Source organism: Corynebacterium endometrii, from assembly GCF_004795735.1.
Classification (GTDB): domain Bacteria; phylum Actinomycetota; class Actinomycetes; order Mycobacteriales; family Mycobacteriaceae; genus Corynebacterium; species Corynebacterium endometrii.
The window spans coordinates 333,379-353,280 of the sequence record NZ_CP039247.1 but is presented as its reverse complement, the minus strand read 5'-3'; the positions used below and the strand labels follow the sequence as shown (position 1 = coordinate 353,280).

The 19,902-nt window shown below is 63.4% G+C and carries 19 protein-coding genes; 3 read left to right on the top strand and 16 right to left on the bottom strand.

Annotated elements, in window-relative coordinates:
• Positions 1 to 4: 4 nt before the first annotated feature.
• The 7 genes from hemE to CENDO_RS01505 form a co-directional block, all read right to left on the bottom strand.
• Positions 5 to 1,078 (bottom strand): uroporphyrinogen decarboxylase, encoded by a 1,074-nt coding sequence (hemE, locus tag CENDO_RS01535; RefSeq protein ID WP_136140464.1) that lies wholly within the window; start codon positions 1,076 to 1,078, stop codon positions 5 to 7.
• A 54-nt stretch (positions 1,079 to 1,132) separates the two neighbouring features.
• Positions 1,133 to 1,870 (bottom strand): hypothetical protein, encoded by a 738-nt coding sequence (locus CENDO_RS01530; protein WP_210726554.1) that lies wholly within the window; start codon positions 1,868 to 1,870, stop codon positions 1,133 to 1,135.
• 25 nt (positions 1,871 to 1,895) lie between these two features.
• On the bottom strand, positions 1,896 to 2,894 hold the full coding sequence (hemB, locus tag CENDO_RS01525; protein ID WP_136140463.1) for a porphobilinogen synthase: 999 nt from the start codon (positions 2,892 to 2,894) through the stop codon (positions 1,896 to 1,898).
• 26 nt (positions 2,895 to 2,920) lie between these two features.
• Positions 2,921 to 4,648, bottom strand: coding sequence for a uroporphyrinogen-III synthase (locus tag CENDO_RS01520; protein ID WP_136140462.1), 1,728 nt, complete (start codon positions 4,646 to 4,648; stop codon positions 2,921 to 2,923).
• A gap of 197 nt (positions 4,649 to 4,845) precedes the next feature.
• Positions 4,846 to 5,757 carry a hydroxymethylbilane synthase gene (gene hemC / locus CENDO_RS01515; RefSeq protein WP_246014329.1) on the bottom strand — a complete coding sequence of 304 codons (912 nt, stop codon included), beginning with the start codon at positions 5,755 to 5,757 and terminating at the stop codon, positions 4,846 to 4,848.
• A 19-nt stretch (positions 5,758 to 5,776) separates the two neighbouring features.
• Positions 5,777 to 7,114 carry a glutamyl-tRNA reductase gene (locus CENDO_RS01510; RefSeq protein WP_136140461.1) on the bottom strand — a complete coding sequence of 446 codons (1,338 nt, stop codon included), beginning with the start codon at positions 7,112 to 7,114 and terminating at the stop codon, positions 5,777 to 5,779.
• A gap of 116 nt (positions 7,115 to 7,230) precedes the next feature.
• The gene (locus CENDO_RS01505; RefSeq protein ID WP_136140460.1) at positions 7,231 to 7,470 is read right to left on the bottom strand and encodes a glutaredoxin family protein; all 240 of its coding nucleotides are present in this window, start codon (positions 7,468 to 7,470) and stop codon (positions 7,231 to 7,233) included.
• A gap of 164 nt (positions 7,471 to 7,634) precedes the next feature.
• Here CENDO_RS01505 and CENDO_RS01500 point away from each other — a divergent pair, with 164 nt between their 5' ends.
• Positions 7,635 to 8,672 (top strand): HAD family hydrolase, encoded by a 1,038-nt coding sequence (locus tag CENDO_RS01500; protein ID WP_136142089.1) that lies wholly within the window; start codon positions 7,635 to 7,637, stop codon positions 8,670 to 8,672.
• A gap of 62 nt (positions 8,673 to 8,734) precedes the next feature.
• Here the strand turns inward: CENDO_RS01500 and CENDO_RS01495 are convergent, their stop codons facing one another.
• From CENDO_RS01495 to CENDO_RS01475, 5 genes are all read right to left on the bottom strand, one after another.
• Positions 8,735 to 8,836 carry a 30S ribosomal protein bS22 gene (locus tag CENDO_RS01495; RefSeq protein ID WP_003855542.1) on the bottom strand — a complete coding sequence of 34 codons (102 nt, stop codon included), beginning with the start codon at positions 8,834 to 8,836 and terminating at the stop codon, positions 8,735 to 8,737.
• Between the two features lie 351 nt (positions 8,837 to 9,187).
• Entirely contained in the window at positions 9,188 to 9,379 is a 192-nt protein-coding gene (locus tag CENDO_RS01490; protein WP_136140459.1) for a helix-turn-helix domain-containing protein, read from the bottom strand.
• A gap of 417 nt (positions 9,380 to 9,796) precedes the next feature.
• Positions 9,797 to 10,594: a pyrroline-5-carboxylate reductase gene (proC, locus tag CENDO_RS01485; protein WP_136140458.1), complete on the bottom strand. Its 798-nt coding sequence runs from the start codon at positions 10,592 to 10,594 to the stop codon at positions 9,797 to 9,799.
• Between the two features lie 104 nt (positions 10,595 to 10,698).
• Complete coding sequence (locus tag CENDO_RS01480; protein ID WP_136140457.1) at positions 10,699 to 11,670, bottom strand: NADH-quinone oxidoreductase subunit E; 972 nt, start codon at positions 11,668 to 11,670, stop codon at positions 10,699 to 10,701.
• Between the two features lie 13 nt (positions 11,671 to 11,683).
• The gene (locus CENDO_RS01475; RefSeq protein ID WP_136140456.1) at positions 11,684 to 12,613 is read right to left on the bottom strand and encodes a Ppx/GppA family phosphatase; all 930 of its coding nucleotides are present in this window, start codon (positions 12,611 to 12,613) and stop codon (positions 11,684 to 11,686) included.
• A gap of 33 nt (positions 12,614 to 12,646) precedes the next feature.
• Between CENDO_RS01475 and CENDO_RS01470 the strand changes: the two genes are divergently transcribed.
• Positions 12,647 to 13,558, top strand: coding sequence for a DUF3109 family protein (locus CENDO_RS01470; RefSeq protein ID WP_136140455.1), 912 nt, complete (start codon positions 12,647 to 12,649; stop codon positions 13,556 to 13,558).
• A gap of 106 nt (positions 13,559 to 13,664) precedes the next feature.
• Here CENDO_RS01470 and CENDO_RS01465 read toward each other — a convergent pair whose 3' ends face one another.
• The 4 genes from CENDO_RS01465 to mshA form a co-directional block, all read right to left on the bottom strand.
• Positions 13,665 to 14,360, bottom strand: coding sequence for a response regulator transcription factor (locus CENDO_RS01465; RefSeq protein WP_136140454.1), 696 nt, complete (start codon positions 14,358 to 14,360; stop codon positions 13,665 to 13,667).
• Positions 14,357 to 15,631, bottom strand: a complete 1,275-nt coding sequence (locus CENDO_RS01460) for a sensor histidine kinase (protein ID WP_136140453.1) — start codon at positions 15,629 to 15,631, stop codon at positions 14,357 to 14,359. Before CENDO_RS01460 ends, CENDO_RS01465 begins: the two co-directional genes overlap by 4 nt.
• 184 nt (positions 15,632 to 15,815) lie before the next feature.
• Positions 15,816 to 16,562 (bottom strand): phosphoglyceromutase, encoded by a 747-nt coding sequence (locus CENDO_RS01455; protein WP_136140452.1) that lies wholly within the window; start codon positions 16,560 to 16,562, stop codon positions 15,816 to 15,818.
• 135 nt (positions 16,563 to 16,697) lie between these two features.
• The gene (gene mshA / locus CENDO_RS01450) at positions 16,698 to 17,966 is read right to left on the bottom strand and encodes a D-inositol-3-phosphate glycosyltransferase (RefSeq protein WP_136140451.1); all 1,269 of its coding nucleotides are present in this window, start codon (positions 17,964 to 17,966) and stop codon (positions 16,698 to 16,700) included.
• Between the two features lie 103 nt (positions 17,967 to 18,069).
• Between mshA and CENDO_RS01445 the strand changes: the two genes are divergently transcribed.
• Entirely contained in the window at positions 18,070 to 19,788 is a 1,719-nt protein-coding gene (locus CENDO_RS01445; protein WP_136140450.1) for a long-chain-fatty-acid--CoA ligase, read from the top strand.
• Positions 19,789 to 19,902 lie beyond the last annotated feature (114 nt).

Below are 19,902 nucleotides of genomic sequence, written 5' to 3'. Positions count from 1 at the left end.
GGGTTTAACCTTCCTCGTGAATGATGGCTACTGCGCGGGTAATAGCGTCGGCGTCCGTGGTGGGCAGCACCCCGTGGCCCAGGTTCCAGATGTGGCCTCGCGCATGTCCGGCGGCCTCGGCGGCGTTAACCTCGCCCTTGATGCGGCGCACCGCCGCGCGGACCGGATCCTCGCCGGCGAAAAGCAGCGCCGGGTCTAGGTTTCCCTGCAGCGCGCGCGGCGCGGCACCGCAGGCCGAAAGGCGAGCGGAGATCCTCGCGGCGGCGTCGGACATGCGGACGCGGTAATCGACGCCCATGACCTCCGGCCCCGCCTCCGCCATGGACGCCAGCAGCTCGCCGGTGCCCACGCCGAAGTGGATGCGCGGGATTTCGCCTTCCACGCTGGCCAAAATCTGCGCGGAATACGGCAGGACAAATTCGCGGTAGTCCTCCTCCGAGAGGTAGCCGGCCCAGGAATCGAAGAGCTGCATGGCGTCAATGCCGGCTTCCACCTGGATGCGCAGGAACTGGATGATGGTGGGCACTAGGCGTTCCATGAGCGCGTGCCACAGCTGCGGCTCGGCGTGCATGAGCGCCTTGGTCCGTTCATGGTTCTTGGAGGGCCCGCCCTCCACAAGGTAACTGGCCAGGGTAAACGGCGCGCCCACAAAACCAATGAGGGCTTGGGAATCCTTGAGCTCATCAAGGATGATTCCGATTCCGGCGGCGACCTCAGGGGTGTCCGAATCAAGGATGGGCAGGTTCTTTACGTCCTCTGCGCTGCGGATTGGGGCATCCATCACCGGGCCGCGGCCGGGGACAATGTCCACGCCCACGCCGGCGGCCTTGAGCGGAACCACGATGTCAGAAAACAAGATGGCCGCGTCCACGTCGTGGCGGCGGACCGGCTGAAGGGTGATTTCCGCCAGCAGCTCCGGCATGAAGCAGGAGTCCAGCATGGCGATGCCCTCGCGCACCTGGCGGTACTCGGGCAAAGAGCGGCCAGCCTGGCGCATGAACCAGACTGGCGGGCGGGATGGGGTCTTGCCCCATGCGGCGTCAACAATGGGGGCAGAAGTCAGATTACGTCGCGACATATGAACCATTATGGTTCAAAAGTTTGATCCGGTGTTAGTGACGCGGCCCCCGCTTTAATCCTGGGCGTTTTCCTTAGCGCGTTCGGGGTCCTCCGCGCCCCGGCCACGGGCGCCATCGCGGCGCCTGTCCTCGCGGCGGCGCTCCTCTTCCCGCCGGCGTTCTTCGGCGCGCTCCTTGGCCTTGTCCTCCGCCTTCCGGCGGGCTTCGGCCTCAAGCTTTTTCATCTCCTCCCACTCGCCGGTGTGCTTGAGCGTTTCCTCCTTCACGGAAAACATCAGGCCCATGAGCGCTACAACGCCGATGAGGATCTGCAGCATGCCGTCGGCGGCGAAGAGCCATTCCGCATTGGCGCCGGCCGGGCGAGCGAGGAAGACCAGCATGATGCGGAAACCAAAGTAGAGGGAGAACGCGAACCACATCCGGCGGCCAAGCCCCGCGCGATTCGAATTGCGCGCCAGCTGGGACAGGAAATACGCCAGCAGCGCGATGATGCCGAAGGCGATGAGGGAGGACAAGGCCACCGAGCCGTACGCCGCAATCTTGATGCTGACCTCCGGTAGCCCCTCATTGTCCCCGGCGGCGCGGCGTGCGGTGGCCATGAGCTGCTCGGAATTGAGCAGGGATAACGCGATGGACACCAGCTGGTGGAAGCCCTCTAGGATGAGCGCTGCCAGCCACATAAGCAGCATGTACTGGACGGCCTCAGGGCGCTTGGCGGCGGCGTCCGTGGATGCCTTGGACGCCTCTTTAAGCGTTGGCTTCTTATCGGGCTGGTTGGGCGGGGTAGTCACGCAGGTTCTCTCCAGAGGGTTGTGTTTAGCGGGCTAGCTTGCGGGCGGCCTCGGTGGCGAAATAGGTCAGGATTTGGTCCGCCCCGGCGCGCTTGATGGAGGTTAGGGATTCCATCATCACCGCGTCGCGGTCCACCCAACCGTTGCGGCCGGCGGCGGAAATCATGGCGTATTCGCCGGAGACTTGGTACGCGGCAACCGGCACGGAGGAACGCTCCGCCACGGCCGAGAGCACGTCTAGGTATGGCAGGGCGGGCTTGACCATGACAAAGTCGGCGCCCTCTTCAATGTCCTGGTCCACCTCTAAGAGGGACTCGCGGAAGTTGGCCGGATCCTGCTGGTAGGTGCGGCGGTCCCCCTGCAGCGAGGAACCAACCGCCTCGCGGAACGGTCCGTAGAACGCGGAGGCGTACTTGGCGGAGTAGGCCATGATGGCCACGTCCTGGAAGCCGGCCTCATCCAGGGCGCGGCGGATGGAGGCAACCTGGCCGTCCATCATGCCGGACGGGGAAACGATGTGGGCCCCGGCCTCCGCCTGGGCTACGGCCATGGCGTCATAAAGCGGCAGAGTGGCGTCATTGTCCACGATGGCCTGCCCGCGATCGTTGGTGGATAGCGCGCCGCAGTGACCGTGGTCGGTGAACTCATCAAGGCACGTGTCCGCCATAATCAGCAGATCGTCGCCGAATTCCTCGCGCAGCAACGCCACGCCGCGGTTGAGCACGCCGTCCCGCGCGGCGGACTGGGAGCCGGTGGCGTCCTTGTCCTCATCCAGGGGCACACCGAACAAATCCACGCAGCGCACGCCGGCGTCCAGCGCCTCGTGGGCGGCGCGCTTTAGGGAGTCGGCGGTGTGCTGGTAAACGCCCGGCATGGAGCTGATTTCTCGCGGTTCGTCAATGCCGTCCGCAATGAACATCGGCAGGATAAAGTCCGCTGGGCGCAGGTTTGTTTCCGCAACCAGCTCACGCATGGCGGGGTTGGTACGCAGGCGGCGCGGGCGGCGGGACGGGAAGGTGCTCATGTAACTAGCTCCTAGGGTTGAAAATTTTAGTCTTCTGCCAGCGTAGCAGCGCTAGAACGGCGCTTGCGGCGCTTCTTCCTCGGCGCGGGGAGGTTTCCGGCCGCGCGCAGGGACGCTACGTGTTCGGCCAGCGCATCGATTAGTGACGGGACGTCCGCCACCTCCGGGACCACATCGACGCGCAGGCCCATCTCCTCCGCGGCTGCCTTGGTGGAGGGCCCGATGCACGCGATGATGGTGCGCTTGTGCGGTTTTCCAGCAATCCCCACCAGGTTGCGCACGGTGGAACCGGAGGTAAAGGCCACGGCGTCGAACCCACCGGTCTTGATCGCGTCACGCACCTCGGCTGACGGCGGCGCGGCGCGCACCGTGCGGTAGGCCACCACGTCATCAACCTCCCACCCCAGCTGGATCAGCGCGGCCGGCAGGTAGTCACCGGCTAGGTCCGCGCGGGGAAGCAAAACGCGTCCGACGCCGTCAATGCCCTCCACAAACTCCGGGAAGACCTCCACCAGGCCCACGGCGTTTTGCTTATTGGGCTTAGGCAGCAGTTCAGGGACCATGCCCTTTTCGCGGATGGCATCGGCCGTCTTGGTGCCCACCGCGGCCAATTGCACGCCGGCGAAGATGCGCGCGTCAAGGCCGAGGGCGGAAATCTTCTTCCACACCGCGTTGACCGCATTGACGGAGGTAAAGATGATCCACGTGTAGCGGCCCTCCACGATGCCCTTGATGGCCTTGTCCATCTGCTGTGGGTTGCGTGGGGGTTCCACAGAGATGGTTGGCACGGACTGCGGGATGGCGCCGTATGAGGCCAGGCGGGCGGACATAGACGCCGCCTGCTCCTTGGTGCGCGGGACCAGCACGCGCCAGCCGTAGAGCGGCCGATTTTCCCACCAGGAATACTTGGAGCGGTCATCGAAGCTGCGGCCGAGGGTGACCACCAGCGGGCCGCCCAGCTCCGCCTTGAGCTTTCCGAGGGTTCCCAGCGTGGTCTCGTGCGTGCGCTGCAGGCGGGTGGTGCCGTGGACCGTCACGTATGCCACGGTGTCCTTGCCCATGCCGCGGGACGTAAGTTCCTTGGAGATCGCGGCCAGATCCTCGGCGGTGGCCTGCAGCACCAGCGGCATGGTGGCCGCGGCCAGTTTATCCCAGTCCGTATCGGTGCCGGTGACGTCCGCCGCCGTGTAGGTCGAGCCAAGCGCCAGGCCGGCAAAAGACGGCACGGTCGATGGCAGGGACATACCGGGAACCACCTGGAACTCCAGGCCGGTGGCGGCGATTTGCTCAATTTCCTGCTTGATGGATTCGCGGTTGAGCGGGTTGCCCGCGACCAAACGAATAACGTCGCGGGACTGCGGGAGATCCTCGGCAAGCGCCTGCGCATACGCCTCCTCTACGGCGGTGCACAGGTTCTGGACGTTCGTCGCGGGATTGTCCGACGCTGTGTGCACGTTAGCCGCTGTGGGCGCCTGCGGGCGGGGTGGCTTGCGGCGCGCGCCCTGCGCCTTGGCGTCCGCGCACATTTGCGCGTACAGCGCCTCGTAGGCGGCCAGGCGATCCTCGGGCACCGGCAGCGCCGATCCCACGATGTCCGTGACGCCGCTTAGGACCTCCGGGTCAACGATGGCCGTAGCGTTGTGCGCCAAAACCTCACGGGCGCGCACGGTCAGCAGGTCGGGGTTTCCTGGACCAGCGCCCACGAAAATGACCTTGCCCATGGGAAGCTGGGCATCCGTGGTGGCGTTGCTCATAGTGACAGACAGTCTTTTCTAATCCTTGCCGCGCACAGGGATGGTTGTAGGAGCCGGGTTTTAAACACCCAAAACCCCAGGACACGTGCGGTCCCGGGGCGCCGCGTTACGGCTTAAGAGGGGGTGGATCATTCGCGCATAATGATCGTATGGTATCTACACCTTAAGTCACCCGATGCGCGGCACCAAAAATGTCCTTATTTCGCCGCGATGATCTCCGCGGCGCCGGCGGCGTAGAGGGCCTCGGAGACTGACTCACCCAGCTGGACCGCCTGGTCGAGCGGGCCGGTGGCCTCCTTGATGAGCTGCGTGGAGCCGTCCAGGGCGAAGACGCCGCCGCGGACGGTGAGCTCGGCGCCGTTGGCGGTCTCCCGAATGCGGGACGTTGCGCCCACGGGCGCGGTGCAGCCGGCCTCCAGCCTGGAAAGTACGGTGCGCTCCGCATTCGCCGCGGATTGGGCGGCCGCGTCTTGGACGCTGCGGATAGCCTCGATTGCCGGATCATCGATCCGCGCCTCGACGGCCAGGGCGCCCTGCGCGGGGGCCGGCATGAAGGTATCCAGGTCAAAGACCTCGGTTGCCTTATCCCCGTAGCCGTTGCGGACCAGGCCGGCATAGGCCAGGATGACCGCGTCCAACTCGCCGGAATCAATCTTGCCCATGCGGGTTTCGATGTTGCCACGCAGCGGGCGGATATCCAGATCGGGGCGGATGGCCTTGAGCTGGGAGATGCGGCGCGGCGCGGAGGTTCCCACGCGGGCGCCCTCCGGCAGCTGCGCCAGGGTCATTCCGTCACGGGCGATGAGCGCCTCACGGGAGTCCTCACGGGTGGGGACGATGAGCTCGAAGCGGGCGTCGGGCGCGGTGGGCAAGTCCTTGAAGGAATGCACCGCGATGTCACACTCCCCGGCCGCCAGCGCCTCACGCAGGGCGGTGGTAAACACGCCAACGCCGATGCGCTCCACGGGCGCCATGTTGACGTCACCCGCGGTGGTCACGATGTGTAATTCGGTATTAAATCCCTGCTCATTGATCCAGTCCCGCACATGACCGGCCTGGGTGGTGGCCAGCTTGGAGCCGCGGGTACCAATCTTCATCTGAGGCTTCATCTTGGAAAATCCTTCAATCTCATCGTTCGCGCGGGGCTACCTTGGGCAGTTTGTCTGCCGGTACGGACACGCCCGTGCTTTCTAGCTGCAGGCCAAAGAGTTCCTGCAGGGCGGTCTCATTGTTTAGCGTGCCGGAGTCAGCCGCCAGCTTCTTGGCGCGCACGGTTGGCTCGTGCAGAATCTTATCCGCCACGCGCTTAAGGGCCTGGGCCACGTCCGCGATCTGCTCCTCGGTCAGCTCGGGGCGCTTGTGGGACAAACGGCCCACCTCGCACTCGACGAGGTCAGCCGCGCGCCGCCGCAGCGCCGACACGGCCGGGACCACGTCCCGCACGCGCTCGGCGGAGGCGTATGCGGCCAACTCCTCATCGACAATGGCGCGCGCTTCCAGGTGCGGGTTAGTGCCCGCTGCCACCTCGGTATCGGCGGCCTGGAGGGACTTGGACAGGCGCTCAATGTTGACCAAATCGGCGCCGGGAACCTGGGCCACCGCGTCATCAATATCGCGCGGCAGGGACAGATCAACCAGCATCAGCGGGTGATTAGCCGGAAGGTCATCGGGGCGGATTGTAAACGTGTCAGCGCCTGTGGCCGAAATGGCGATGTCTACCTCTTTTAACGCCTCCGCGCGCTCGGCGAAGTCCACAACCTCCGCGGCCACGCCCGCCTCGATCGCGTGGCTAGCCAAACGCTCCGCACGCTCGCGGGTGCGGTTAGCAATGATCAGCTTCTCCACGCCCAGGCGTCCGGCATGGGTGGCGGCCAGGGAACTCATGGCGCCCGCGCCCAAAACCAGCGCGGTGGAGCCTTCCAGGTTTTCGCGCCCCATGGCCGTGAGCGCCTGATCGAAGGCGAAGGAAACCATGGAGGCGCCGGCGGAATCAATCTCAGTTTCGGCGTGCACCCGCTTGCCGGCGTGAAGCGCGGCCTGTGCCAGGGCGTGGATGCGCTGGCCGGCGGTGCCAATCTCTGACGCCATCTGGTAGGCGGTGCGCACCTGACCGATGATTTGCTGCTCGCCCACCACCATGGAATCCAGGCCAGCGGCCACGGCCATCAAATGCTCGGCGGCCGCATCCGCATAGCGGACGTAGAGGAAGCCGCGCAGCTTAGCCTCGTCCTCGCTGGACAACCGCGCCAGCGTTTTGACCACGTCCTGCACCCCGGTGTGGAATGAATTGGTCACGGCGTAGACCTCGAGGCGGTTGCAGGTGGAGATAATCATCGCCTCCGACAGGGCGCCGGTTTCAACCAGCGCCTGGCAGGTGGCGTTTCGCTTCTCGTCATCCATGCTCAGGCGCTCCAGCAACGCCACCGGCGCTGACTGGTGGGACATGCCCACGACGAGCACACTCATGAATAAAACCTCCAGGGAATAACTAACGGCTATAACTAACCCGAGACCGTGATTATCAAACGTTTGATTGATACGAATCAACCAAAAGAATACTTGGTTTGATGCTAAAGAACTAATTAACGCGCAAGCTCCCGCACCAATTCATCATTATCGACTTCCCAGCACGCAAACTCTTCGCCGTCGATCACTACAACGGGCACGCGGTCCCCATATTCCATAGCCAACTCTGGGTCACTATCTACGTCAACCAGGGTGAGCGTGGCACCGGCACGCGCCACGACCGGTTCAATCTGGGCGTGGACGCGCTTGCAGGAGCCGCAGGTCCGCCTCACCATAAGTTCAACTGCTGGGGACATTGCGGGCTCCTTTCGACTCAGTTGGGCTAGGCAAGTTGGGCTGCGCCCCTGCCGTTACTATGGTGAGGTTACCCGAGACGCCCAGCCCGCCAACCGCTTGCCCCGGAATTTGGGGAGGAAGTTGTGAAAGTTCGACCGTGAATAATCGCCCTGAACCTGCGCCTATGCCGGAGTCCCCCATAGACTTTCTGGCCAGTTGGTCCGCCAGCCGCGGCAACCTGCGCAACTTTTTGGAAACCAGGGCCGCCGCTCCCCTGGGCGAGTTCCAGCAGCGGGAGGCCGGCGAGGCGGCCGCCGCGGCCGCGGCCAGCGAGCTCTTTGGCCTGAAACTTGAGGACTATTCATCCGGCTTAAGCTCCGTCGCGGCCATCTTCGCCCACACCGGCGGCAAGCATGCCCACGATCCCGCCATCCCCCAGGACCACGGCGCCGCCGCATTCTTTGACGTGGACAACACCCTCATCCAGGGCTCTTCCCTGGTGGACTTTGCCTACGGCCTCGCCCGCCGCAGGTACCTGAGATTCGGCGAGATAGCCCCCGTTGCCTGGAAGCAGTTGAAATACAGGGTTTCAGGCAAGGAAATTGCGGGCGATGTGCACCGCGGGCGCAACCAGGCTTTGGAATTCATCAAGGGCCGGGACGTAGCTGAACTCGTAGCCCTGTGCGAAGAGATTGTGGACCACTCGATGTTGGATAAGGCCTACCCGGGCACCAAGGAGTTGGCGCAGGCACACCTAGACGCCGGCCAACAGGTGTGGCTGGTTACCGCCACCCCGGTTCTCCTAGCGCAAATCCTCGCCAAACGCCTGGGATTTACCGGCGCGCTGGGCACCGTCGCCGAAGTCAAGGACGGCAGGTTCACCGGCCGGCTAGTTGGAGACATCCTCCACGGCCCCGGCAAAAAGCATGCCGTGGCGGCGCTAGCCACGCTCGAGGGCCTAGACCTCTCGCGGTGCACCGCGTATTCCGACTCGGCCAATGACATCCCCCTGCTGTCCATGGTGGGTTCTGCCGTGGCCGTCAACCCTGACCGCAGGCTCCGCGAAATTGCGGCCGACGAGGGCTGGCTAGTCCACGATTACCGCTCCCTGCGCCGCGCGGTGCGCTCCTACGGCGTACCCACGCTGGCCACCGCGGCCGCAAGCTACGGGTCCTGGCGCGTGCTACGCAAGGCCGGCATCAGCATCAAGCCGCCGCGCTAAAACACCAATCAGGCCGCGCCCATCGCGATGACGGGCACGGCCTGACTGGCAGCGGGCAAGCTTTACTTGCCGAGCTTACGACGCTGAACGCGGGTGCGGCGCAGCATCTTGCGGTGCTTCTTCTTGGACATACGCTTGCGGCGCTTCTTAATAACAGAACCCATTACGGCTCCCCTTTCAAAGATTGAAGTACGTACTTAACCTGCCGGCGCCTTCAGCCCCACCCCGCTCGCACGGGACGTAGCCGCAAAGGTGCACTCAATGCGGCTGCGGGCCACCACTCACGGCCACAAAGACCAGAGATCAAAGCTCGCACTGCTGGCGAGTGCCGGCACGAATGGATTACATCTTACCCAGCGGCTGGCCCGCCTCAAAAATTGGACCCGCGGAGCCGGCAAGGAACCACCCCACCCAGGCGCGGTAACAAATGACTGCAGCGCCTTCCACCACAAACCCACACTCCGTGGATTCAACAGTGGAAGGCGCTGCGAAGAGGCGATAGGAAAGCGCGGGTCTTAGCCAACTCCGTACACGGAGTTCTCAAGGTACTCGCTCACAGCATTCTCGTGGACGCGGAATGAGCGCCCCACGCGAACCGCTGGTAGATCGCCTGCGTGAACCAAACGGTAAACGGTCATCTTGGAGACTCGCATCATGTCAGCGACCTCAGCAACCGTCAAGAAGGTTCCCTTTTCTTCATTAGCCATAGTTATCTAACCCTTCAACACGTAGGCGCGCTGTAGGCTTCCCCTCCCACAGGACGTACACGCACGTGCTCCACAAGAGTTTAGCGTGAATCGTGTGACTATTGCGACTTAAGTGTTAAAAATTCTCACACGTGACTCCTCTAGGCATTTGATTCACGGCTTTAACAGTGACCACACAGCTGTTCACAAGCACTCTCCGGCCACCGCGGGCCACCCCCTTCCCACGCCCCTCCGCGCGACCCACTTTTTACCCCCAGATAGGGGAAATTCGCGGCGCGGGCGGCAGTCCCGGCCTTAAAGATAAAACCCCGCCCCCAGCACAGGTAAACCCTATGCGGGTGGGCGGGGAGCTTAGACGCGCTGCCTTACAGGCCCCTGTAGGCCCTTATGGGCCCTATGGGACCCATGGGTCAGGGACTAGCCGAGCTCGGCGGAGCGATCCGCGCAGGCCTGCGCCGCGCGGAAGAACGCCCCACGGATGCCGGATTCTTCGAGCTCCCTCAGCGCCGCGGCGGTGGTGCCGCCCGGGGAGGTCACGTTGGCGCGCAGCGTGCCGGCGTCGCGGCCGGACTCGGCAAGCATCTTGCCCGCGCCCGCTGCCGAGGTCGCCGCCAGCTTCTCCGCCACATCGCGCGTCAAACCAAGCTGCACGCCGGCGTCGATGAGCGCCTCGGTCACCAGGAAGTAGTACGCGGGTGAGGAACCAGAAAGCGCCGTCACCGCGTCCATGTCCTTCTCCTGGACCACGACCACTTCACCCACGGCCTCAAGCAGTTTTACTACCCCGTCCAGCTGCTCCGCCTCCACGGACTCACCGGCCGCTGCGGCGCACATACCCTTGCCCACCAGCATCGGAGTGTTGGGCATAACGCGGACCACGGGCACGCCCTCCCCGGCCGCCACCTCCATCGCTTCGAGCGTCACGCCCGCCGCAAGGGAAATCACGGTGGTGTCCACGCCCAAGGATCCGGAAACCTCCTCAAGCAGGCTCACGATGGCGTACGGCTTGACGCACGCAAAGACGTAATCCGCGCCGTCTACGGCCGCGAGATTGTCCGAGGTAGTGCTGACCCCGTAGCTGCTTGCCAATTCTTCGCTACGCTCCGCCCTGCGGTTGGTGACCACGATGTCAGCGGGCTCATAGCCGGATGCAACCAGGCCGGAAATCAGCGCTTCGCCGATTTGGCCCCCTCCAAGTACTGCAATTTTTGTCATGACCCCACCATGCCAGACAACGAGAAACCCGGCCACCCTGCTCCCCGCTATTAGTGGGGCCGGTGGCCGGGTGAGTGTGCGCTGGGTTTTAAACGATTGGCGCTTTAGACGATCAGCAAAGGCCCGAAGGTAAGCACGAGGCCCACCACGCCTGCCAGCCCCATCGAGACCTTGTCAGTGTTGGTGCGCAGGGCGTGGATAACGCCGACCATCACACCGGTGACCACAAGCGCAAGCACGCCCACCAGAACGCCATTGAGGGCGGTCCACAGGATCTCGAAACCCTTAAACACAACGGTGCCTAGGACTACCCCGATAAGCGCCAAGATGATGACGGCCACCGGATTGACCTTGGAGTCCTCCTCGCGGGCCTCTTCCTCGACGTCTTCACCAAAGGTATCCAGTCCGTCTTCCTCTACGGCCTCAGCCTTGGCGCCATCAGCCGAATTCTTCTTCTCGGCCTTTTCTGCGGCCCTTTCCGCAGCCTTCTCCTCAGGCTTAGCGAGCGCGCCACGCTTGTCCTCGCCCGCCTCCGGGGTGACAACCGGAATGACGCCGGTTTCTTCGAGCTTGTCCTTTTCCTTAAGCTTCGCGCCAGCCTTGGCCGTATCTACCTTCTGGGCCTGCGGCTTCTTAGACTCGGCCTCCTGCGCCTCCACCCGCTTAATGACGGTGGTCTCATCGTTGTGCGGCTTTATGACCCCAGGCTTTGCCCCTTCCTTGGAGGAAGGCTTAGCCCCGGCCTTGGACTCAGCTTTAGCTTGCTTAGCTTGGTCCTTGATTTCCGGGTCGCTGCCCGCGGGCGCCTGGTCGCGTACAGGAGCTGGCTGCTTCTTCGGCGCGGGGATGACCGGCGCCGGCTCGTCGATGCCCACGCTGGAGTGCTTGGATTGCGCCGGATTCGCGTCAACCTTTGGCAGGTTGCCGGTCAACTCCGCAACGGAAATGCCGCCCTCATCGAGGCTCCGGCGACGCCTACGGCGCGGGGCCTCATCGCGCGAACTAGCCTTGGCATCTCGCTCGGCCTTGTTCCGCGCAAGGAGCTCCGCAACGGTTAACTGCTTATCGTCAGCCATAGCTATTTCCTTACTACTCCAGTCCCTTATCGATGCGGCGCAAGATTACGCCTTCACGCAGTGCCCACGGGCAAATCTCCATCTGTTCGATGCCCAGCGCGCGCATGCTTGCCTCGGCCACGAGGGCGCCGGCAACAATTTGGTGCGAACGGTCTGAACTTACACCCTCAAGCTCCGCTCTGTCAGCTGCGGTCATCCTAGAGATGAAGTTAATCAGTTGGCGCAGGCCCGCCGTGGTGAGGTAGCGCTTGACGTATAGCCCCTCAGAGGACGGCGCGGCGCCGGTCAAACGCGCCAGTGTACGAAAGGTCTTGGAAGTACCCACCGCCAGGCCGGCTGGGCCCAGGGAGCGCATCTGCTGCGCCGCGTCCTCCAGCTCCGCGTCGATGAAATCACGCAAAGAGCTTACGTCCTTCTTCTTAGGAGGATCCTCATCGAACCAGTTGTGGGTCAAACGGCCCGCGCCCAGATCAAGGGAGAACGCCAGGTCAGGAATCTCGTCCGTGCCCGTGGACATCTCCAGGGAGCCGCCGCCGATGTCTAGGTTGGTGATGCGGCCAGTCGACCAGCCATACCAGCGGCGCACCGCCAGGAATGTCAGGCGTGCCTCATCCACGCCGGAGAGGATTTCCAGGCGCACGCCCGTTTCCTTCTCCACCGTGTCCAACACCTCATCGCCGTTACCCGCGGAGCGGATGGCCGAGGTGGCAAAGGGAATGAAGTCATCACACCCCAGCTTCTTGCCAAGCTCGGCGGCTTCACCCACGGCATTGACTAGCTTTTTGACTCCCTTGGAGTGGATGTTGCCGTCCTTGTCAAGCTGCTCGACCAGCTTAAGCGGGGTCTTCCAATCGCTCATGGGGGAAGGTCGCCCACCGGCGGCAGTGTCCACTGCCACGAGATGAACGGTGTTGCTTCCCACGTCTAATACACCTAATCGCACACGTCTAGGTTAGTAGGTCTACGGTAGGTGGGTGTGAATCGCCAAAAAACTAATCCCGTCAATCTTGGTTTCCCGGCCGTCTCCCCGGCGGCCGCGTCCATCCTGGCCGGCCACGAAGTGCCGCCCGATTTCCCACGTGAGTGGTACGAATTTGTCGATCCCAAGGACGAATTCCACACCTTCGAGGTGGATATCACCTGGCTTGAATCCCACTACAACTGCATGTTTGGCACGGATGCCTGCCACGGCATTGACGCCTCGCGTCCCGAGGTGGGCTGCTGCGTCCACGGCGCCTACATGGCCGACGAGGAAGACCGCGACCAACTCTTCGATGCGGTCAAGCGAATGCCGGCCAAATATTGGCAACTGCGCCCGGCGGGGGTGGACTCCTTCCTCGAGCGCGCCGAGGCTGGCTCGGCGGGCGATGAGCTAGAGCCATGGCTTGAATGGGATGAATTGGACGGCGAGGACGGCGAGCCGGAGCCGGCGCTGAAGACGCCCATCGTCGATGGTGCATGCGTCTTTGCCAACCGCGCCGGCTGGGAAACCGGCGTGGGTTGCGCCATTCACCAGTGGGCCGTGGCGGAGGGCCAGGAATTGACCGTGGTAAAGCCGGAGGTGTGCTGGCAGCTACCCATTCGCCGCTACGAGGACTGGGAGGAACGCCCGGACGGCCAGGAGATTTTGCGCACGACGATTGGCGAATATGACCGCCGCGCCTGGGGCGGTGGCGGGGAGGACTTTGATTGGTATTGCTCCGGGGATTCGCGCTGCCATACCTCGCCGGAACCGCTATGGAAGTCCCAACAAACAGAGCTGACCGCGCTGCTGGGCGAGGAAGGCTACGAGGTCCTGGCCACGTACCTGCGCGCGCGGGAAAAGGCCCGGCAGGCCGGCGCCGAATTCCCGCGCCACCCCGCAGACCCTCATCAAACCCGCGGTTAAAAATCCCCGGGGGATTGAAAAAGGGGCATAAGGCCCCACCCCTGCCCCAAGGGATGGTCTTATGCCCCGCCGGGAATTGCCCGGTGGCTAACAAGCCCTAGATGTATTAGACCTCGTATTTATAGCCCAGCCCGCGCACCGTGACCAGGTGCTGCGGGCGGGAAGGCTCCGCCTCAATCTTGGAGCGCAGGCGCTTGACATGAACGTCAAGGGTCTTGGTATCGCCCACATAATCCACGCCCCAGATTCGGTCGATGAGCTGCCCGCGGGTCAGCACGCGGCCGGTATTGCGCAACAGGTATTCCAGGAGATCAAACTCCTTGAGCGGCATGGACACCGGCTCCCCATCGACGGTGACAATGTGGCGCTCCACGTCCATGCGCACGCGGCCACCCTCGAGGATCTCCTCTTCGACTTCCTCTGCCTCAGGGCGCGCCGGCTCCCCACCGCGGCGCAAGACTGCGCGAATGCGGGCTATCAGCTCGCGGGAGGAATACGGCTTGGTCACGTAGTCATCCGCCCCCAGCTCCAGGCCCACCACCTTATCAATCTCAGAGTCGCGGGCGGTGACCATGATGATGGGCACCTGGGAGATTTTGCGCAATTCCTTGCACACGTCAGTTCCGGACATGCCGGGCAGCATGAGATCAAGCAGGACAATGTCGAAGTCATGCTTGGCGAACTCGTCGAGTGCGGCCTGCCCGTCGTAGGCGATGTGAGGCTCAAATCCCTCCTTGCGCAGGATAAACGCAAGCGGGTCCGCCAAAGACTCTTCGTCTTCAACAATGAGGATGGAGGTCACTTTTCCTTTTCCTTTCGACGAGCGGCCACGCGGGCCATGGCACTAGGCAATGACCCCGGGAGGGAGGTGCCGCGCGCCTTGATCGACTTCGTACTGTCATTATTACGGCTATCCGGCAATTCCGCCGGGTTTTGATTGTGATAGATGGGCAACTCAATCGTAAACGTTGAGCCGGTCCCCGGGCGCGACCATAGTTTGATGTTTCCGCCATGATTGGCCACCACGTGCTTGACAATCGCCAGGCCCAAGCCCGTGCCGCCGGTAGAGCGGGAGCGGGCCTTATCAACGCGGAAGAAACGTTCAAAGACGCGCTTTTGATCCTCTGGCGCGATGCCGATTCCCCGATCCGTCACGCGGATATACACAACGTCCTCGCTGACCACCTTGTGGGAGATGGAAACCTGCACGCCATCCGGGGAGTAGTTCACGGCGTTGGAAATAAGGTTGGACACCGCGGTGACTATCAGGGATTTGTCGCACAACACGTCCACCTCGGCGCGCGCACCGCGGGTGATGGCGATATTGCGTGCATCCGCGCCCAGCTGATTGCGATGGATTGCCTCATCCACGATTTCATCGACCGGGCACGGCTCCATCTCGGGCAGCGCCTCGGCGCCCTGCAGCTTGGACAAGGCGATGAGCTCACTGACCATGTTGCCCATGCGTGAGGCTTCCTTTTGAATCTTGGCGCCGAAGTACTGCACGTGTTCCGCGTCGCCGGGGTCCTGGAGGAGGGCCTCGGACAGCAAGGCAATACCGCCCACCGGGGTCTTGAGCTCATGGGAGACGTTCGCCACGAAGTCGCGGCGCGCGGACTCCATGCGCACGGATTCAGACTCATCCGTGGCGTAGACAATGACGAAACGGTCATCGTGCAAAGTCAGCGGCTGCACCACGGCCTTGACCTGGCTCACGCGGTTGCCGGTTCGGCGGCGCGGAATGGACAGATCGACCGTGCGGGTTTCCTTGTCTTCAAAGACCTCTTGAGACACGGTCCAAATGTCTGGGTTGAGCGTGCGGTCATGGACAATGGACATCTCATGGCTCGAGGTGTTAGACACCACCACGGAGCCCTCATTGTCCACCACGGTCACGCCCACCGGGGAGCCCTGAATGGCCAGGTTAAAGACCTGGGACAAGGTGGTGACCTGGTTCGCCGCGGTGGCCGCCGCCAGGCGGCGGCGCTCCAGCCTACGCCGAATCCACCGGATCAGCGGGGCCGCCAGCGCGCACACCAGCACGCCGGCGATGAACGCGAGTGCTAACTGCATCAACTAAACAATCCTCAAGTTCTCTGCCCTCCGAAAAGCCAGCCACCTGTATCTAATAGGTGACCAGGTTAACTGGGGCGGGCCAGGAATTAAACAAACAAGTCTGCCCCCGGGAGTATAAACCCCCGGGGGCAGACTCGCCGGATGAGCGCGGGGCCCAACTCGGCGCGGAACCAGGACGGAACTACTTATTACCCTGGTTTGCCACGGCAGCGGCGCCAGCGGCGGCGGCTTCCGGATCCAGGTAAGAACCACCCGGGTTCTGCACGGTTCCGTCCGCATCGATTTCGTACACCAGTGGGATACCGGTTGGGATATTCAGGCCGGCAATGTCCTCATCGGAGATGTTGTCCAGGTGCTTAACCAGCGCGCGCAGGGAATTGCCGTGCGCGGCAACCAGGACGGTTTCACCGTTTTTCACGCGAGGCAGGATTTCTTCCTCGAAGTAAGGAACCAGGCGCTTGACCACATCGAGCAGGCACTCCGTTTGCGGGACGGAATCTAGGTCCTTGTAGCGGACGTCATTGGCCTGTGAGTATTCTGCGTCGTCGGCCAGCGCTGGCGGTGGGGTGTCATAGGAGCGGCGCCAGGCCATGAACTGTTCTTCGCCGTACTTGTCCTTGGTCTCTGCCTTGTTCAGGCCCTGGAGCGCGCCGTAGTGGCGCTCGTTGAGGCGCCAGTCGCGAATAACCGGGATCCAGTGGCGGTCAGCGTGGTTTAGCGCAATGTTTGCGGTGCGAATAGCGCGTCGCAGGAGGGACGTGTAGAGCACGTCCGGCAGGATGCCCTGCTCGGCGAGGAGCTCGCCACCACGCTTAGCTTCGGCTTCGCCCTTAGCGGTGAGGTCTACATCGACCCAACCAGTGAACTGGTTGGACTCATTCCACTTGGACTGGCCATGACGGAGGAGAATCAGTTTGCCGTTACTCATACGTTTCAGTTTGCCATTAAACCGGCCATTCCGCCGCTAAATAATCGACATGTCAGACCGGCGCGTTCCCGAACGTGGGTATTTCCCGGCCTCGCGGTGCACGGGCCCGCGATTTCGGCCGGCTGCGCCGCCTACCTACGACCCGGCGCCGCGGCGGTCCGTGCAGGGCTGGGGCTCAACGGTGGCCAGCGCGTTGCGGTAGACCTCGGACAGCTGTTCTGCCGACGCCGCCCAGCTAAACCGCGCCGAGCGCTCGTAGGCGGCCTCGCCCATGGCGATGCGACGCTCATCATCGTCGAGCAGTTCTTCCAACGCGTCGGCCCAGTCCGAGGGATCGTGGCCGGTGACCAAAAGGCCGGTCTCCCCCTCCTGCACGGCCACGGGCAGGCCACCAACCCGGGCGGCCACCACCGGGGTGCCAGAGGCCTGCGCCTCCACGGCCACCAGGCCGAAGGACTCGTTATAGCTGGGCACCGCGACAATATCGGCGGCCTGGTAGACCGCCACCAGCTCCTGCGGTGGGCGCGGTTGCAGGAAGCGGATGTAGCGGGCCACCCCCACTTCACGGGCCAAGTCCTGATAGGTCTCCGGGGTGGAGTGAGCGCCGGAGGGGCCGCCGCAGATAACCACGCGCAGGTTGCGCATGGGGTCCCGCCTGACCAGCTCCGCGGTGGCCTTGATCAGCACATCGGGTCCCTTGAACTTTTGCAGGCGGCCCACGAAGGCCACCACCTTGGTGTGCATTGGGATGCCCAACTCGCGGCGAGAACGCTCCGTGTTGCGGTCCGTGCCGGGCGTAAACAGCTCCACGTCGGCCCCGGGGCGCACCACCTTGATGCGGGCCGGGTCGGCGTCATAATGGCCCACCAGCTCGCGGGTTTCATCATCGGTGTTGACCACCAGCACGTCCGCGTTGTCCACCAGCTGCTGCTCACAGATGCGGCGGGCCTCGGATTCCGGCGAATCATCGTCGGATCGATGGGCGTTTTTAACCGCGGCCAGCGTGTGCGCGGTGTGCACCAGCGGGATTTCCCACAGATCGCGCAGGAGCCACCCCACCTGGCCCGAGAGCCAGTAATGGGAATGGATGAGGTCATAGTGGAGGCCCTCACACTTAGTAAACTGCACCACCCCGCCGGCGAACGCGGCCAGCTGGGTGGGCAGGTCATCCTTGCTTAGCCCCTCGTAAGGACCGGCGACGATGTTGATAACGCGCAGGTGGGGCGCGACCTCTACGATGCGCCCCTGGGAGGGGCGGGTGGCGCGGGTATAGATATCCACGTCCACCCCCTGGCGGGCCAGGTGCGTGGCTGTGTTGAGGACGTAGACGTTCATTCCGCCCGCGTCGCCGGTACCTGGCTGCTCAATGGGGGAGGTATGCATGGAGATCATAACTATGCGCATAGCGCCCAAGTTTAGGCGCCGAATCTAGGCGATGCGTAGCGCGCGTTATACTGGCCTGCGAGATACCTAAATAGTCCCTAAATGAATTGAAGGTTGTTTAACGTTGTCAGCTTTTGAATCTAAGGCTTGGCTCCAGCACTTCCCGGAGTGGACCCCACATTCCCTGGATTACGGCGAGACCACCCTGCTGGATATCTATGAAAATAACCTAGCCATAAATCCGGAAAAGACCGCGACCTGGTTCTTTGGCCGCACCCAAACCTATGCGGAGCTGGACCGCCAAGTCCGCCGCGCCGCCGCCGGGCTCAAGGCCTTCGGTGTGCGCCCGGGTGACAAAGTGGCCATCGCCCTCCCCAACTGCCCGCAGCACGTGGCCGCCTTCTGGGCCGTGCTCAAGCTGGGCGCCGTGGTAGTAGAGCACAACCCGCTCTACACCGCGCACGAGTTGGAGGGCCTGTTCAAAGACCACGGGGCACGCGTGGCCATCAGCTGGGACAAGGCCGCGTCCACGCTGGAAAAGCTACGGGATACCACCAACCTAGAGACCATCATCTCCGTCAACATGATTGACGCGATGCCCAAGCTCCAGCGCGTGGCCCTGCGCCTGCCAATCCCGATGCTCAAGGCCAAGCGCGACCAGCTGTCCGCCGACGCCATCAACACCGTCCCGTGGGATTCGCTGAGTTCCAATGCCATCGGCGGTGACGGCCACGATTTGGTCTCCGAGCCGTCCATTGACAAAAACACCACGGCGGTCATCCTGTACACCTCCGGCACCACCGGCGCGCCAAAGGGCGCGGAGCTGACCCACGGTTCCCTGTACGCGAACATCCTGCAGGGCAAGCATTGGGTTCCCGGCCTGGGCGATTCCCACGAGCGGATGCTCGCCGCGCTGCCGATGTTCCACGCCTACGGTTTGACCATGAACGTCACGCTGGCGCCGCTCATCGGCGGCGAGGTGGTGCTGCTTCCTTCGCCCCAGATTCCGCTCATCATGGACATCATGAAGAAGAACACCCCTACGTGGGTGCCGGGCGTTCCAACCCTGTACGAAAAGATTGTGCAGGCGGCCGAGGATAAGGGCATTGCCATTGAGGGCATCCGCAATTCCTTCTCCGGCGCCGCAACCCTGCCGGTTTCCACCGTGGAGCACTGGGAGCAGCTCACCAACGGACTGCTGGTCGAGGGCTACGGCCTCACGGAGTGCTCCCCCATCATCATTGGCAACCCAATGAACAAGGACCGCCGCCCGGGTTATGTGGGCATCCCGTTCCCCGATACGGAAATCCGCATCGCCAACCCAGAGAACCTGGATGAGACCCTGCCTGACGGCGAAGAGGGTGAAATCCTGGCCCGCGGCCCGCAGATCTTCAAGGGTTACCTCAATAATCCTGAGGCCACCGCCGAGGCCTTCCACAATGGCTGGTTCCGCACCGGCGACCTGGGAGTGATGGAAGAGGACGGCTTTGTACGCCTGGTCAGCCGCATCAAGGAAGTCATCATCACCGGCGGCTTCAACGTCTACCCAGCCGAGGTTGAGGAAGCGCTGCGCGTCCACCCGGATATCCGCGATATCGCCGTAGTGGGCCGCCCACGCCCGGACGGCTCCGAGGACGTTGTGGCATGTATTGAGCTCAATGACGGCGCCGCCCTGGATCCGGAGGGCCTCAAGGACTTCGCCCGCGAGCGCCTCACCCGCTACAAGGTGCCGCGCACCTTCTACCACTTTGAGGCCCTGGCCAGGGACCAGATGGGCAAGATCCGCCGCCGCGATGTGCAGGCCGAGTTGTTCAAGCGCCTCGACAATCCCGCCAAGGCCTAGAAGCCCGCGGCCCAACTAAGCCCGCCCACCACAGCCGGGGCGGGGCATCGGAAGAAGTTCCCATGCCCCCGGCAAAGGTGAGGCGGGCTTCATGTTTGCGGGGGTCGGTGTGTC